Genomic DNA, 15,928 nt, shown 5'->3' with positions numbered 1-15,928 from the left:
TGGAGGCTGCAGACCGGCAGTTTATAATCGCATTGGCGGAATAGCAGACATTATTGGGTTGCCGACAGGGCTTAAGGTACGTGATCGCCCGAAACGGCCATTAGAATCATGGAACCGCAAATCGAAAGGCAGAACTGAAGTTCTCCGATGGAACAGGTTCAGCGCTCGCATGCTCGTCCATATTGTCCGCAAGTGCAGCCTCACTTTGGGCTTTGCCGCATTATCCAGTGGCGCACTCTCTCCAAACTTGCCAAACCGTCGCCGCAGAGCTGGTCGCTGCTTTGGAAAGCGGTTAGCATAGGGGTTAGGAACACGGCTCGGGCATGGTGAACGTTAGCGGTGAGTTCGGCGGGCGCGTCAACAGAATCTTGATCGACCTCAACCTTACTGTCGAGTCGAAGCTGCATGTCTGCCTAGCGCAGCTAGCCAAGCCGCCGGTTGGCTCGATTGAAACGGACGCTAGTCGACCAGCCGCCGTTGCCGCCGCCGTCCAATTGCTGGCCGGTGGCGGTGCGCATGCCGGTGCCGCACTTGGTGAGATGGCGCCGGGCAACGAAGCGGTGCTCGTCGTATTTCCCGAGTTCGCGTTCGGCTCGCCCGATTGGGACGCGCTGGATGCGGCAATCCGCCAATCTGCGCGGCCGCTGATCGTCATTGCCGGGTTTGGTGCAACTACGGGCAAATGGGTCGTTGATTGGGCGGAGGCGGCAACCGGCGAGGGAGCCACCAACCGCCTCCTTGGCTGGGACCAGACCGGTGCCGTGGCCAACGGAATTTCCGGCGTCCGCCGCGTAAATGGCGGCTGGTGCTGGGTCCATGTGCCTGGCGAGACGCATTGCATAGCCTATCTCAAGACAGTCGCTGAGCAGAATGTCGAGGCGGTGCTCCTCCCCGATCTGCAATTCGGGCGCTGGATCACACATCTGCGTTTCAACGACATCGACCTGTTCCCGCTGATCTGCGCCGACATGTTGCAATTGCCGGGCGATCATCCTGACAGCGCCCAGGCTCGCATCGCTGAGGCATTGAAAGGCATAGCCGGCGATCGGCCCGCGATGGTCGTCGGATCGCTGCTGCAGCACGGCTACAATATCAACTGGGTGCGCGCGATTGACTCGCTGCTGGTGCATGTTTTGGCTGGGCGACCAGGGCTCGTTGCGCTTGCCAATGTCGCCGACGATCATGTTTGCGTGAACGAAGCTGAAGATCAGTGGCGCAGCCTGACAGGCGTCTTCGGCAAATGGGATGAACTCACTAAGGGCCAAGCCAATCTGCCCTGTGGCCGCCGTGTCAGCACCGCCGGTGTCGTCGGCGCGGTTATCCGCCACAGCAATCCGATGGTCACCAGCGGGGTTGCTGATTGGGGCCCTTACGGCCCGGTCGATGGCAAATTCGTCTGGCATGCCGAAATGCTTTGCCCGGTGGATGATGCGGGATTGGCGGCACCGCTGGCCTTGCCGCCGCAGCCCCATGCCTGCGAGATCGCCCGTTTCTTGCGTCGCTATCCGGGCGATGCGGCTTGGTCGCCGCGGTTAGTCGAGGGGAGCGCCACGATTGCCGCGCATATTGCAAAGGGCGCTCCGCCTGAGGCGGCGCAGATTCTAAACGGGCTGTTGCACGGACCAGGGCCCGGCTCGGCCGATCCCGATGCGCTGCATGAAATGGCGCAACAGCAAGCCGTTGAGCTTGGCTTCCACGGTTTGGCGACGCTGGCGACGCTGGACGGCATTGAATGGCAAGGCGATCCGAGCAAACAAGGGCAATTGCGCCAGAATCAGTCCGGGCGCCACCTGTTGATCTGGCGCGATGCACGCAAGACCAAGGCGCAGATGCGCGCGGTATTAAGTGTCTGGCAGCAACAAGGAGGCGGACACCCCGATCTCGTTGTGCTCGCGCAGTCTCGGTTCGGCGACATCGACGAAGGAGCGGTGGTCGAAGCGCGACGCGACGATTTCAGTGCCGCGCCGGCGGCGGCGGCCGGGGTTGGCGGCGGCCTTGCGCCCGAGGCGGCCGATTACACTGCGCCGCGCGGACGACGGCGCCTTTCGGTAGTTAGTCTTGCCCATGTCGCCTCGGTCTATGCCGACTATCAGCAAGGGGCCGATAATGCGCTATTGGTTGGTGCATTGGAGGCGCGGATCGGAGCAGCATTGCCATGAGCGGGATCATTAGCCCCACCGACATCGCTGCGTGCGCAGACGCGCTCGAGCATTTGTGCGCGCGAGTAGCGATGGCGCGTCAGACAGAATTGCCGAGACTGGCGGATGTGGCAGAGCCGCCTTCTGGCGCGGCGTTGTGGTCAAGCAACTATGCCCAGCTCGTACTCTGGCCAGTCGCCTCGAACGAAGGCGAAGTGATCGCGCGAGCTACAGATGAAGGCGAGGGTTGGCTCGATGCGGTGCTGGCCCATGCCGACCGATCGCCGGCGATACCGCTAGACGGCTACTTAGTGCTGGCTTTGCCCGCCGCACCAGCTCCGGAGGCCGACGAGGAGATTCGTAAGGTGGAGCTATCCGCCAGGATCTGCCGCAAGCATCTTGTCTGGCCGTCCTCACCCGAGGCGGTGGCCGAAGGTGCGGGTCCTTGGGCACGGGTAGCGGATGTGACCATGCTCGGTTTGCCCGATGCCACTGCCGCCGCTAGCAACGGGCTATATTGGCCTGAGATTGGCGGTAACGCCGAGGCGCTCTGGCAAGAGCTTCAGCACAAGGGAGCGCCATCTGTGGCGCAATCCGATGCCGAGGCACCGATCCCGGCGGAGAAACCAGTATGACCGGCGTGCGAATCGCCAAGATGCGCGTCCAAGCCTTTCGCGGCATCACAGAGGCAGCGGAGTTCGATTTTTCCTCGCCCCTGACCTTGGTGTTCGCCGCCAATGGCACGGGCAAGACCACGATGTGCGAAGCCGCCGAGTGGCTGTTGACCGGCCAGGTCGAGCGGCTCCGCGACAAGGGTCATTTCGACCAAATGGTGCTATTTCCCAAATTTTCGCAGTCTGACCGAGCGCCGATGGTCGACGCCGATTTGCATTTGCGCGGTAAGCCTAAGCGCTTGCAGCGCGTCGTCGTCGGTAACGAAACCCAAGCACGAATGTCGGGCGATGACGGGCTTTTGGGGCCAATTGTCGGCCTTAACGACATGCTCGGACGCCTTGCTCCCGCCGCCGCTGCCGAGGATGCGCATCACCTACGCGCGATTTCGCTACGCCAGGGCTGGTTGCGTGGTACGCGGTTCCTGTCCGCGGAGGCATTAGCGACGCTGGTCGATTCTGACGACAATACAATCGAGCGGCGTAAGGACGTCTTCGCCGATCTGCTCGGCGTACGTCATCTGCTCGAGGCGGAGAAGCTCGCTAATCGCTACATCGCCGAGATCGGCGGCCGCGAACGATTGCTCACCCAGACAATTGCTGGCCGCGATGAAGAGATTGTGCGGTTAACGGTTGAGTTGCAGAGCGCGCCATCGTCCGCGGCAATTTCCGCAGAAGCCGAAGTGGCTAATGCCGAGCGTCGTCTGGGCCTGGTGCCGGTTGCCGATGAACAGTCATCACTCGCGGCGCGAATAGAAGCGCTGGACGTCGAGCGCCATCGGCGACAGCATATTCTTGTGACGCGCCGCGAAGCTATTGAAACCTCCGCCACGCGGTGGTCCGAGCGGGCACAGCTGAGCGAGACAATTGCGGGACTTGAAGCGGCGTACCCGGCGCTCGCTAAGACGGTGGCCGAGATCGTCCAACAGGGCCAGGCTGCGAGTGCCGCCGTTGCCGCCGCTACCACTCATTGTGATGCGCTGAAAGCGGATCTGCGCACGCTGGAGGCTGCCCGCGCCAAGATGGTCCCACTTGTGTCGGCATTTTACCGCGCGCTTTTTGAATTGCCTGAAGCGAACACGCTCAATGGCACCATGACCATAGCTCAATTGATTAACCATCTGCCACAAGCGATCCAGGACAGCGCCACCATAGCGCAACTTCAGGCTGATGTGGGTGCCGCGCTTGCCGAGGAGCGCGACGCTGGCGATGCCGACCGGCGCATAGTACTGTTGAAGGCTCAGTTGACCGAAGCGCGGAGTCTCGCGCCGAGCGAGGAAGCGCTTGCGCGCTTGCGGGAGGCGGCCGACCGCCTCGACGCCGAAGCCCAACGTACCAAGCAACTCCACGAAGCGACGGCCGGGCCGCTCGCCCGGCTGCAAACGGCAGGGCGTGAATTGGTTGGGCATCAGCACAGTAGCGGAGCCACTGACTGCCCCTTGTGCAGCCACGACTGGAAGTCCGCCGACGCGTTGCGCGACGCAGTCAATGCGACGCTGGCTGCCGTGCCGGAAGTTGAAAGACTTGCCCAGCAAGCCGCCGCGGCAAGCAGCGAAGCTGCCCGGCTGGCACGTGCACGTTTTGAGGAGGCGCAGCGCCAGTCTGCTCAGGTAGAGCGGCTGCGGGCTGAACTTACCAACCTCGAGCGGGACGCCGAAGCGCGTAAATCTAAGCTTACTCGGCTAGGCATTGAGGTCACGGACCGAGCCGCGGGGTTGAAAAGATTGGCGCAGGCGCTTTTGGCGGCGTCCGCCTTGGCTGAACTCCTCCGAGAGCGTGACCGAGTATCGACGACACTGCCTGGCTCTGGCGCACCGCTTCTCGGCGACAGAGCCACTTTGGCCACCCTTGAAGTCAATATCGACGGTCCAATCCGCGAGCGCGAAGCGTTGGTTCGCGATACCCTCGCCCACGCTGAGGCGGCACTCGCCGAGCATGCCGCAAAACGCGATGCGCTTCGCAAGGAGCATGCGGTTGCCGCAGAAGCTGTGCGCGCCAACCGGGATGTCTATGCTCGCCAGCAAGGCGAGCTCGAGAAATTGCGTCAGCTCTGGCGAAGTGCCGCGCTAGATGCGAAGTGGACCGAAGCCAATCTCGCGGCTGCGCGAGCCTGGGCGCGCGGCGAACAAGCGCTGCTTGAGGACGTGGCTGCTCGGACTGTCGCCGCGCAGGCGGCGTGGAACGCGGAGGTGCGCCGAACGCGGCTGGACGCCTTGCGACGCGAGGTCGAACCTTTGCGGGCACGTCTCGACCATATCAGTAAGCGCATTGCCGCGGCCCACGATGCCAGGTCGGCATTCCATGACAGCTACGTGCATATCAGCGGGCGCCAGATTGACGATCTCGGCCGGGTGGTGAACCCACTATTCGCACGCATGCACGCCAATCGCGTCTTTGATCGGATCAAGCTGGGCCAGGTCGACGATCCGCTGCGGTGGCTGGCGGATGCCGGCGGTCAGGAGTTGAACCCGGGTAAAGACTTCAGCCAAGGGCAGCGCCAAGATCTGGCCCTTGCGCTGTTTCTCGCGCGAGCACGAAGCCTTGGCGGCACATTCTTCCTCGACGAGCCAGTGACGCATCTCGACGACCTCAATCGCGTCGGGTTGCTCGATATCTTTCGGGCAACGGTGTTGGAGAACAGCATGTCGCTCAACTTGGTTGTTACTACGGCCAGCAAGCCTCTTGCGCGCCACCTTATCGAAAAATTCGGCCGGGTGGGACCGGTGGATACCCCGGGGGGGCGCGCCGCGCCGCTGCGGGTTATCGAACTCGATGGCAATGGCCGGACAGGTGTTCGACTGCAGACGGTGTATTGAGCGAGCCGGCGCCGAAGCCCCTCATGCGGCAGGCCGCAGCCGCATCAGAATTTACAAAGGTATCGCTTGAAGCCGGTCTGACTGAGCGGGAAGTCTCAGCAAGCGGCGACTGGTCGAACGACGGCTTTCGAGCTCATATGCGGGCGGGCTGAACGGCCGGTGATGAGGCGGCGAAGCTGACACGCCGACCCGCCGTTTGGAACGTCCGCTATCCCAATCGAAGCCTCTGAAAGCTGCCGTTCCGGTCAGTTGAACACCACGGTCATTCCCGGGGGTTGGCTCGGACATCATGAATGTACCGGCAGGTCAGAACAAGTGGCTCCCGACAGGAGACATTCCGGTCAGTCCGCACTCTCGGTCATTGCCTGGCGCGTATTGCGGCTCGGGCTCCCAACTGATCCTCCAATACAGCAATGCGCTCCGCGCAAACCCTGTGCACCACTCGGCCCAGCTCCTCGATCTGCTCACCTAGCCACGTCAATTCGTCTGCCGTGACCCGGTAGTGCTTTGAGTAGCGCGCCTTGACGTAGGCCTCCTTGAGCTTCTCGAACATGGCGCGCTGCTTCCGGTTTTCAGAGGGCCAGACATAGGTGAGACGGCGATCAATCCTCTCTGCCTGTGTTCTAAGAAACCCAAGGTTGTGAACGTGCGGTGTGTAGAACGTCACCACCAAGAGAACGCAGTGATAGAGGCGCTCTGCGGTCTGATGTAATAGGAATGCTGCGTCCTTGTAGCGTAGCTGACTTTGGCTAAACTTTGCGGTCTCAAGCATTCCTTGAGCGGCTGGCATCCACTCCTCGAAATACTCCTTCGCCATCGCCAGTGCTTGCTCCGGCGTCTTGGGCTTGGGCGTATGCAGTTCAGTATCATCGGCCTCATAAAGCGCGATGCCATCCCGGGCAACGTCCATGAAGAAGTAGCGTCCGTGCGCCAGCCCATCGTTCACCTCGCCCAGCGTATGGACGATAAAGTTCACCGGCGTCTTCAACGTTCCGGTGATCCCATACTCGCGCATTAGCCGGTCATCGAGCCGCGACCAGTACTTGACCCGATCCGTCAGGTCCTTGTGGTTGACGATGATCAGCAGGTCGAAGTCAGACTTGTAGCCCTTGGCGGTGTGGGGCTCGTCGACCCAGCCTCCGCGCGCATAGCTGCCATAGAGAATGACCTTGAGAATGCGCCCGGCCTTCTTGCGGTTTTCGCTCGCGCAGGCGGTAACGTCCTCGAATTCCTCAAAAATCAACTGGAGCACGCGCTCCAGCTCGCGCTGCTTGTTGGCCGGAAGATGATCGAGATCGCGTCGCATCGAATTGCTACCCTGTCTTTCCAGACCCGGAAAGGCAAGCGGCCACAAGCCACGCGCGCCATCCGACACTGCATTCTACACACCATTTCCGCCGTTTCCCCATCACCTTGCGCCCATACTCCACTCGATCTGGTGCCCGACTTGCTCGGCCTTCTGGGCAACCAGCCAAATTCACCCGAGACGCAAGCCGACTTCGCCTCAGACGCGCCCAGTCAGCATCGCCCGCTCGATCGCAGTGCCTATCGTCTCGGCCGCATCGAGTAGGTGCGCATCGTCGAAGTGAGCATAGCGTGCGGTTGATTTTACTGTCGTGTGGCCTAACAGGCGACCGATCATGGGCAAGCTTTCCCGGCCCATGACGGCATGACTGGCGTAAGTGTGGCGTAGGTCGTGAAGTCTCACATCCTTCAGGCGAGCCTCATCCCGAAATTTCGCCCAAGGGCTATGAATGGTGTGGATTGGGCGGTGCAAACGCCAGTTCCAGAAAATCCACGGATTCTTGGCGCAGCGAGGCAGGGCCAAAATCAACTCCCGCGCCTCATCGCCAAGCCAGACCGTTCGTGGTCCAGTCTTGCTGTCCCGAAGACGAAGGCGAACGCCTTTGAGGTCAGACCAGTGCAGGCCAAGAATTTCACTCACTCGGCATCCTGTCAGGACGAGCAACAGGATCGCTGATGCATAGGCTTGCTCGGTCCGATCGTCGCCTTCACGCGCTTTGGCAAGGACAGCGCCAAGCCGGGCCAGTTCATCGTCGGACAAGAAGCGGTTGCGATGGTTCTTGCGGTTCAGACGGACAGCGTAGCACGGGTTGGTGTTCTCGATCCGGTATCCCCATTCTTCTGCCTTATTGAGTGCTGCCCGCAGAATTTCGAGGCAGCGGTTTGCTGCGCTTGGCCCGGACCGGTCGGTCAAGGCCACGAACCACTTGGTCACTTCGGCCTCGCTCAAGCTATCGACGAACGCCTCGGGGAATGCTCCGTCGATGTGGCAACGGCGATAGCCGGTGGCCGCTTCTTGCGTGGTCCTCTTCCAAGCTGGTGAGCATTTCTCCCAATACTCGCGCATGAAATCGTCGATGCGCGGTGAATTGCGAATGCGCTGGCGCGACGTTGCCGGATCATGACCGACAAGCGCGTGGGCAATGACCCGGCGCGCGACCATCACCGCCTGATGCCGCGTTATGACTGACGCTGGGCCGATTGTGATCGTCCGCAATCGCCCACCCATCCGCGTCTGGACAATGTAGACATGCCGACCACTGGCGTAGTGGCGAATGCCAAGGCCGTTCTCGGCGGCGATCCAGGTCGTCTTCCGGGGCCTTCCCTTGGGTGGTTGCGCCAGCTTTGGGCTGACGCCGATCTCGGCGAGCGCTTTCTCGACGATCTGCTTGAGAGAAAGACTGGTCATGCGCAGAGACCTAACGAACCTGCAAGTCCACTCGAAACGCGCGTGGCGGCATCAGCAATCGTCTCATCCGCAAGGTGCGCATGTCGGGCGGTGGTTTCCGGCAGGATGTGGCCGAGAAGGCCGCCGATGGTGGCGAGCGGTATCTTCTCCCGGACTGCGACCGAGGCAAAGCTGTGGCGCAGGTCATGGACACGAACGTCGGGCAGCGCACATCGCTTGCGGAACGGATGCCACCAGCTTTCGATCTTGATGGGCCGAGCACCGGACCGGTTGGCAAAGACAAACTTGGTGTCGGATCGTTGCTCAACCGCTTGCAAAATTTTGACGGCTTGGGTGTTCAGCCAAATGGTCTTCGGGCCCGTTTTGCTGTCGGGTAGCATCAGGCGCGGCAACTTTACCCAGTCCCATTCAAGATCACGAATTTCACTGATGCGCGCGCCAGTGAAGATAAGCAGTCTGACGATTGCGACTTGCGCAGGGTACGTTGCCTCGTCCGCGTCAAGTTCTCGAGCCATTCGGCGAAATTCCTGCGGGCTGAGAAATCGTTCCTTAAGTTCGGTCTTGAAGCGCGGCATCCCTCGGCATGGGTTCGAGGCTCTCCGGATGTACCCGAGCTGCTCCGCATATTTGAACATGGCCGCCATGACCGGCACTGCCCGATTGAACCGGCTCTCGCAAACGGTGGCGCAATCGTCCCGCCAACGCACGATGTCCGACCTTCCAATGTGATCGAGCCGCATCTTGCCGAAACGGGGAAGGAGGTCTTGCCGGAACGCAGCGGCATTGCGCTTCTGGGTCGATGCCTTCCAATGCCGCGCGTAATCCGTCCAGAACTCATCGAAGTAGTCAGCGAACAGGGGCGCGGCATTGTTGCTCGGTCGTCTTGGCAGTCCGTCAAGCGCGACCTCGGCGAGGCGCTTGCGCGCTTCGCCGCGCGCGGTCAGCGCATCGACCACGTCGACCTTGCCCAATGAAATGCGGCAATGCCTGCCACGTCGGCGCAGACGCACAAACCAGTAGCGATTGCCGGAAGCGCGAATACGCATCCCGAAACCCGCAAGCTCTGTATCCCAGACGTCGTACTCACCGGCTTCAGGCAGCAATTTCCGGCGAGCCAGATTGCCGTCCAGAAATGCCCGGATCCCGGGCAAAAGGGGATTGGGGACCAGATGGCCACCAGAACCGTCCGAACTGTCGGGCAAAGTGTCTGAATTACCGGCATTTCTGGGGACCAAATGGCCTTCGGCAGCACCCAAACTGTCAAGCGCTTTTAAGGTCAATTTTATTGATTTTACTGCATTTTTTCCCATTTTTTCGGCTTATGCCGTGTAGGGTGTGCATCAATCCCAAGTTTACGACGGTGCGGTTGGGCAGCGGCCTAACTGCAAATAGATGCTCTTTTGGCGCGGCCCGGTGGGAGGCGACCCGGGCCGCGCCGTTTCGCCCTGAGGGGCGGAACTAAAGTGTGTATGCAAGACTTGTCGCCTCCTCGGATCTCCGGCCGGCGAAGTTCTTTCGGGAACGCAGGGCAGCCAATTTCCGCGAATTCGGGCGACAAGAAGAAGCGCTTTGTCTGCAGCGCAGTGCGAATTGTTGCCCGTAAACTCAAAGCAGAACTGAGGCCCCTCACAGGTCAAGCCCCAGCGTCTTTTCCGGTCGCAGCTGCTTGACCGGAGCCTCGGGCACTTTACCCAACACGGCGTCGAGCTTGGCCCTGAGCTCCGGGCTCATCCGAAGCTCAGGCAATTGCCGCGTGTCGATGGGATTGGCCTGGCGCGGCTCGACCTCAACTTTGCCGGTAACCTCAAGCGCCGACGTCTTATTGCCGGGTGTCCGGTCGAGCTGCTGCTTCAGGCCTTCAAGGTTGTTGGTAATGACGATCATGTCGTCGGTGGCGCGGGTGTTGAGTACGTTTTGGGTACGCTGGGTGGCGAGATTGCGCTGCGAGGAGGAGATGATCTCGATCGCCTCCGGCTTGGTCATGCCCTGCGCCATGTGGGCATTGAGCGCATAGCCAAGATCAAGGCGGCGCAGCATCGGGTCGCCGGGGGCGAGGACCAGTTGCCGCTTGTCGCCAAGTTCGACACGGATACCTTCCGCGCGTGCTTCGAGCACGGTGGCATAAGTCGACTTGTCGATGTCGCGGGGAGCGTCCTTGTCGCGCCAGAACACGGTCTCCCCGTCGTGGATCCTGATCTGCTTCTGCTCGTAGAGCCCGAGCCGGTCGAAGCGGTGATCGGGGTTGATCCGGTCGGGATCGATGACCTTGCGCTTGCCGTCGCGCTCGAGCACGACCTTGCCGTCCTTGCGAACCTCGGCGACCTGATACTCACCGCGCGTGAGGGCAATCTCGCGCACGTCCATCCGCGCCTCGAGCACCTGACCAGCGCGGTAGGTCGAGGCGAAGCGCAGCTCTTCGCGCGTGGCGTTGGCGCTCTGCAGCGTGGTGAGAGCGACGCCAGCGCCGGTGAGCGTACCCTCCTTGAGCAGCCCCGCCTGGACCCGCGTGTTTATCTCAGCGCGGTCGTCGCGTCCGGCGGTGAAGATGGCGGTCGCCTCGCGCTTTTCAGGCCTCAGCGACAACCACAGCTCGGCGGCTCGCGCGACGTGGTCTGGGCCTGCCTCGATTACGCGGCCGTGCGCGGCAAGCAGGTCGAGTGCGAGGCCGGCATGGCCTTCGTTCGAAAGGCCCGCGACAGCGAGGAGGAGCGGGGAGTTCTTCTGGCGGATGTTCTCGTCCATCCGCACGGTGGCTTGGCCAGAAGCCTGCGACACCGCGAACATCTTGCCTTGCTCGATCGCCGAGAGCTGTTGGCGGTCTCCCATGAACGGCGCCTTGGAGAGGTCAAGCTGCTCGGCAAGCGTCACCAGGCGCAGCATGTCGCGCGAGGAAACCATCGAGCTTTCGTCGGTGATGATGACGGTGTTGGCGAGCGCGGCCTTGGCCGCCTCGTATCGCTCGCCGCTACCTGCAGCAGCAGCCGAACCGTAGGTGTTGAGGAACCGCGCGATGGTATAGGCTTCGATCCCGGCCTCGCGCATCTGGTGGGCCGACATGCCCTGGCCGCTGCCACCGCGCAGATCCGCGACCATCTTGTTCTGAAAGGCGAGCCCGACGAGCTTGACGCCTTCCGCGTCTAGCACCTTGTCGAGCGCGCCAAGCAAGGTGGATTTGCCTGCACCAGCGACGCCCTGGACATTGAGGAAGCGATCGCCGCCGGAGAGTATCGCCACGCCTGCCGCGAGCTGGCCTTCGTTGAGCTGCCAGTTATCCACCCCGGCGCGCTCGCGCCCAAGTTCACGCGCGGCCTCCTGCAGACGGGCCATCGCCGCCTCGGGCGGCATGAAGGCACGGCCCTGGCCACGCCCACGGTCGATAGTGTCGAGGATCTTCTGCTCCATCGCCAGCGCCGACGGCGTGGTGACCAGATCGGAGTGCCCGTCGAGCCGGTCCGACTTGCCGGGGATCAGGTGGCCGTCGCGAATGAGTTCGCCAATCCGAGCCACGACCGCGCCGCCCTCAAGACCCTTGATCTGGAAACCCAGCGCGCTGGCCAGGATCGCCTGCCGCGAGAATGCCGCTTCGCGCTCGGAGAGGTGACGGATTGCCGAGGCCGTCGCGTGCTGCGCCTTGATGGTGTCGGCCGACAGGAACAGTGCTGCGGCCCCGCTCACCGCAAGCGGGCTCGGCGTGCGCAGCGCGGCATTGATCCGGGTCGCGACCTCGCCGATCGCGGCCGTGGCCGTCTCGCGGAAGCTCGGTCGCGCCTCGATTTCAGCGCGCGCTCGCGCTTCGGCAACCAGCGTCTTGCCGTCGAAACCGAGCTCGGCCGCGCGCTGCTGCCAGCCCTCGACCAACGCGCCGCGATCCTCGAGCGCCAGCTTGGGATCGCGGGTATAGAGCGTGATCTGCTTCTTGGTTTCGAGACGGGTTGCCCCGACCTCGGCAATCTTCGCCTCGATGTCGGTGGTGCGGGTCGAGAAGGCCTTGATGACCTCGGCAGGCACGCCCTTGATCTCGAACGACCCATGCCTACCGGCGGCCTCGGTCTCGTAGCCGAGCTTCTGCAACTGGGCGCGAAAGGCGGCGTGATAGAACTGGCCGATCGTGGTGTTGTTCTTCCAGATCTCTCCGTTCCACAGCGCCTTCCAGGTGCCCTTGGGATCGCGGGTCAGGTTGGCGACGACGGCATGGATATGCCCCTGCGGGTCGAGAGCGCGGCTCGTGTCGTGGGCAAACAGGGCATAGACGAGCTTGCCCGTCTTCTGGGGCTCGCCGCTGCGGCTGCGCTCATAGTTGCGGCTCTCGGCGAACTGCTTCTCGACCAGCTGCGACATGGTCGATTTGACCGCGGCAAGGTGGGCATCGATGATACGCCGGTCGCCGCTGACCAGCGCCAGGATCGAGGCGGATTTGGGCATCGAAAAGGTGAGATCGAGACCCAGGCGCCGCCCCTCGACCTGCCCGACCATCTCGCCATCGGGGAGCCGCCCATTGAGGATGCCCTCGAACGCATCCCGCTCGACTTGCCCCTCCAGCCCGAGTGCGCGCGCTCCCTCGCCGCCCCAGACCCCTGATTGCGCGTGTTCATCGGCCGAGTAGTAGTTGTCGTTGGCGAAGTAGTCGGCTGCGCCACTCGACGACCGGACGGATGCGATCGAGTGCATGGCCTAGAGCTCCGGTCCATCGTCATGGGAATGGGAGTGGTCCTCGATGCCCTTGGCGACCTTCTCGCCGCGCGCAGCTTCCTTGTCGGGGAGGGCAGGATCATTGAGTTCGCGAGACACTCCGGTGCGCTGCATCGAGCCTTTCGCAGGGCCATTCTTCTCTTCCCGTTGGGTCGGATCCTGCTCGCGGTCATTGGTGCGTTCGCCCTGCGGGGCCTGCTCCAGGCGGAAGGCCATCTGCTTGCCGACACTGGGATCGGGATTTGGTCCATCGGGAATGTTTTCCGGCACATTGGCGTCGGGCTCGAGCGCCGGTGACAACGGCATTGCCGGATCACGCCCAAGCTCATCGCCGCGTGGCTCCAGCTCCGGTTCGCCGCTGCGATCGCGGCCACCCGTCTCGGCTTCCTCGTCACCGTCCTTGGGCATGGCGATGAACTCGAGCGGCTCGACGTTCTCACGCAGGACATAGCCTTCTGCGACCTTGGGCCAGTCCTTGTAGGTGAGCTTGATCCGGGCAGCGTCGAAGCCTTCGGGGAAGACCAAGAAGCCACGCAATGACGGCAGGCGCATGATGTCGTCAGGGATCACCAGCGGCTGCACTTCCGAGCGCGGGGTGATCGTCGCGGCATCGCGGATGTTGGAATAACCGTAGCTGTAGGCCTCATCCATCATCCGCACTTCGCGGTGACCGATGTAGTCCGAGCAGTGCTCGGCGGTATCGCGATCGGCGGCGGCGAGGATCAGCTTGGTGCGTGCCAACGAAGCGAGGTTCTGCGCGCCATCCTTGCCATAGGTCTCGGCGAGCTTGGCGAAGGAATGGATGCCAAGAACGAAGGCTCCGCCAAAGCCTCGCGCGGTCTGCAGACCGTCCTCGATTGCGGGCAGGCGATGCAGCGCATGGACTTCGTCGAAGAAGAACCAGGTGCGCAAGGACCGGGTGCGCGACAGCCGCATCAGCGTGTGCACCGCAAGGTTCATCCACAGCGACAAGAGCGCCCGGTTGAGCACCAGTTCGTTGTGCGAGGAGGTGATGAACAGGATCGATCCCGGCTTGTCTTGGTGCCTGATCCAGTCGCAAATCGAGAAGGGGTCCTTGCCCTCAGGCAGGAACAGCAGCGCCTGAGCATTGGTGTTGAGCACGGCGCGCACGGACTCGGCCATGCGCGCTGCGACGGGGGCAGTCAGCGGTTCGGCGATGGTGTGCTTGAGGAGTTCGTGGACCTCCTCAAGGTCGGCCATCATCAACTGGCTGGCGAGCGCATGGTTGGTTGCCTGACCCTTCTTGATGAGCTTCATACAGGTCTGGACGAACAAGGTGCGCGCGCCGAGCATCCAGAACGGGTCCTGGCCGCCGCCATCGGTCGGCAGGATGGCCGAAGCGATCGCGGTGAAGTCGGCGTGGTTCTTGCCCTCGTCGAACAGCGACCAGCTCGGGCAGCGCTCGTCCATCGGGTTGAGGATGGTGTCGGTTTCAGGGTTGTAGAACGCCTCGACGTAGGCCCCGGTGAGGTCGAACACGACTGCCCGATCGCGGCGAGTGCGCATCTGCGCGATCATGTCCCGCATCTGGGTGGTTTTGCCGGTGCCGGTCGACCCGATCATGATCGTGTGAGCCTGTTCGCTCCGCCACGGGAACGATACGCCGGCGATGTTGTAGACGTGGTGGATGCCAGCTGCCTTGCGCTTGGCGAAGCTCATTTTCAGGACGTCGTCCATGGTCTTGCCGGGCATCCGTTCGGCAATCTCCTGGGCAAGGGCCGCGCTGTTGTGCTGGTTGATCACCGCGGCGAGTCCGGCGGCGTCGACCAGCATCGCACCGCGCTGGTGGCGCTCCTCAAGGATCGCCTTGCCGCGCCGACGCGAGAGGTCGACGAACCAGACCGAGAGCGGAACGGCGACGAACAGCGAAATGAACAGCGAGCCCCAGATCGCTCGCATCAGTTTGTTCCAGGCGATTACGACATCGGGGTGGCTGGCGATCATCGAAACTGGCGCCGGGATCACGCGGCCCGAGGGCAGAGTGAGGTTCAGGATCTTGCGCGGGTTGAACTCCATGAAGGTCCACCCGGCGGCATAGATCCGCATCAGGATCATCTGCACTTCGTGGCTCTCGAGCTGCAGCGCGAGGACGATCGAGAGCGCGAGCAGGAACGTGAAGAACCACACCAGCAGCGGCATTTTCGCCGAGGAAAACCACATCAGGAATTCGTGGGTGATGAGCTGCGAGCCACGGGTGAAATTGCCCGCATTGCGCGGCATGTTTCCGCGCGCCGAATGGTGCTTGAGTTGCCCCGGGCGGGCCTGGTCGGACCAGGTGTCAGGACGCCGCATAGAGCGCCTCCACACGGCGGTCGGCTTCGGCCATCAGAGCCTCGTGCGCGTCGGGAAACTGGCGCTGGACCAGCAGGTCAATTCCGAGGAACAGGTACTCGGACGAGAACTGCCGACGCCGCTCGGTTTCGGTGCTGCCGGCGAAGGTCGCGAGGTAAAGGGTGAGCGCATCGCGCAAGATGATCGAAGGGGTTAGGCCGCGCGCCGCCCGTACCTTCTCCACGCCAATTGCGAGGTCGCGCGGTAGCCGAACCGTCAGCCGGACTTCATCTGCCATGACCAGACCCTCATCAGAGCCTGGTGGGAATTGCGCAGCGCCGTTTTAGGCGATGCGGGTCTCCTTGGCAATGCCGGGGGTCTCGGCGGGCATTGTCAGACAGGGTCGGACGCACGAATGACGGTAAACTGCGGGGTTGGGACGTTGTCCGACCCAGTCCGACAACCCTCACCCGGCGGAACCCACGCATTTCCGCCATTTTCAATACGGCCCCGCCGTGTACGGTCTGCACCTCTTTCCTTTAATCCCGTTGCTTTGATGACTCGCGGGTTTTGGTGGTTTTGTGCGAATCCGGGGAGGGCTTTCAGGCT

The 15,928-nt window shown here is 62.5% G+C and carries 9 protein-coding genes; 3 read left to right on the top strand and 6 right to left on the bottom strand.

Going from position 1 to position 15,928, the window contains the following annotated elements; all coding sequences use genetic code 11:
* Positions 1 to 323: 323 nt before the first annotated feature.
* The 3 genes from OVA07_RS01000 to OVA07_RS00990 are packed head-to-tail and all read left to right on the top strand — an operon-like array spanning position 324 to position 5,625.
* Positions 324 to 2,159 (top strand): ABC-three component system protein, encoded by a 1,836-nt coding sequence (locus OVA07_RS01000; RefSeq protein ID WP_268169604.1) that lies wholly within the window; start codon positions 324 to 326, stop codon positions 2,157 to 2,159.
* Positions 2,156 to 2,773 (top strand): hypothetical protein, encoded by a 618-nt coding sequence (locus OVA07_RS00995; RefSeq protein ID WP_268169603.1) that lies wholly within the window; start codon positions 2,156 to 2,158, stop codon positions 2,771 to 2,773. The genes OVA07_RS01000 and OVA07_RS00995 overlap by 4 nt, the downstream gene beginning before the upstream one ends.
* On the top strand, positions 2,770 to 5,625 hold the full coding sequence (locus OVA07_RS00990; RefSeq protein WP_268169602.1) for an AAA family ATPase: 2,856 nt from the start codon (positions 2,770 to 2,772) through the stop codon (positions 5,623 to 5,625). The genes OVA07_RS00995 and OVA07_RS00990 overlap by 4 nt, the downstream gene beginning before the upstream one ends.
* A 358-nt stretch (positions 5,626 to 5,983) precedes the next feature.
* Here OVA07_RS00990 and OVA07_RS00985 read toward each other — a convergent pair whose 3' ends face one another.
* The 6 genes from OVA07_RS00985 to OVA07_RS00960 all read right to left on the bottom strand — a co-directional run bounded on the left by OVA07_RS00985 (position 5,984) and on the right by OVA07_RS00960 (position 15,617).
* Complete coding sequence (locus OVA07_RS00985; RefSeq protein ID WP_268169601.1) at positions 5,984 to 6,931, bottom strand: nucleotidyltransferase and HEPN domain-containing protein; 948 nt, start codon at positions 6,929 to 6,931, stop codon at positions 5,984 to 5,986.
* 198 nt (positions 6,932 to 7,129) lie between these two features.
* A complete protein-coding gene (locus tag OVA07_RS00980; protein ID WP_268169600.1) occupies positions 7,130 to 8,338 on the bottom strand; it encodes a tyrosine-type recombinase/integrase in 1,209 nt (402 codons plus the stop codon).
* Positions 8,335 to 9,648, bottom strand: coding sequence for a tyrosine-type recombinase/integrase (locus tag OVA07_RS00975; RefSeq protein WP_268169599.1), 1,314 nt, complete (start codon positions 9,646 to 9,648; stop codon positions 8,335 to 8,337). The genes OVA07_RS00980 and OVA07_RS00975 overlap by 4 nt, the downstream gene beginning before the upstream one ends.
* Positions 9,649 to 9,964: 316 nt before the next feature.
* The gene (gene mobF / locus OVA07_RS00970) at positions 9,965 to 13,006 is read right to left on the bottom strand and encodes a MobF family relaxase (RefSeq protein WP_268169598.1); all 3,042 of its coding nucleotides are present in this window, start codon (positions 13,004 to 13,006) and stop codon (positions 9,965 to 9,967) included.
* Positions 13,007 to 13,009: 3 nt separating this feature from the next.
* Positions 13,010 to 15,340, bottom strand: a complete 2,331-nt coding sequence (locus tag OVA07_RS00965) for a type IV secretion system DNA-binding domain-containing protein (RefSeq protein WP_268169597.1) — start codon at positions 15,338 to 15,340, stop codon at positions 13,010 to 13,012.
* Entirely contained in the window at positions 15,327 to 15,617 is a 291-nt protein-coding gene (locus OVA07_RS00960) for a ribbon-helix-helix protein, CopG family (RefSeq protein ID WP_268169596.1), read from the bottom strand. The genes OVA07_RS00965 and OVA07_RS00960 overlap by 14 nt, the downstream gene beginning before the upstream one ends.
* Positions 15,618 to 15,928 lie beyond the last annotated feature (311 nt).

This window comes from Novosphingobium sp. SL115, from assembly GCF_026672515.1.
GTDB lineage: Bacteria > Pseudomonadota > Alphaproteobacteria > Sphingomonadales > Sphingomonadaceae > Novosphingobium.
This window is presented reverse-complemented; position numbering and strand designations above follow the sequence as displayed.

Excerpts from the sequence above, each read along its gene's own strand:
- OVA07_RS00990 (WP_268169602.1), top strand. The coding sequence starts at position 2,770 with ATGACCGGCGTGCGAATCGCCAAGATGCGCGTCCAAGCCTTTCGCGGC.
- OVA07_RS00960 (WP_268169596.1), bottom strand. The coding sequence starts at position 15,617 with ATGGCAGATGAAGTCCGGCTGACGGTTCGGCTACCGCGCGACCTCGCA.
- OVA07_RS00995 (WP_268169603.1), top strand. The coding sequence starts at position 2,156 with ATGAGCGGGATCATTAGCCCCACCGACATCGCTGCGTGCGCAGACGCG.
- OVA07_RS00965 (WP_268169597.1), bottom strand. The coding sequence starts at position 15,340 with ATGCGGCGTCCTGACACCTGGTCCGACCAGGCCCGCCCGGGGCAACTC.
- OVA07_RS01000 (WP_268169604.1), top strand. The coding sequence starts at position 324 with ATGGTGAACGTTAGCGGTGAGTTCGGCGGGCGCGTCAACAGAATCTTG.
- OVA07_RS00975 (WP_268169599.1), bottom strand. The coding sequence starts at position 9,648 with ATGGGAAAAAATGCAGTAAAATCAATAAAATTGACCTTAAAAGCGCTT.
- OVA07_RS00985 (WP_268169601.1), bottom strand. The coding sequence starts at position 6,931 with ATGCGACGCGATCTCGATCATCTTCCGGCCAACAAGCAGCGCGAGCTG.
- mobF (WP_268169598.1), bottom strand. The coding sequence starts at position 13,006 with ATGCACTCGATCGCATCCGTCCGGTCGTCGAGTGGCGCAGCCGACTAC.
- OVA07_RS00980 (WP_268169600.1), bottom strand. The coding sequence starts at position 8,338 with ATGACCAGTCTTTCTCTCAAGCAGATCGTCGAGAAAGCGCTCGCCGAG.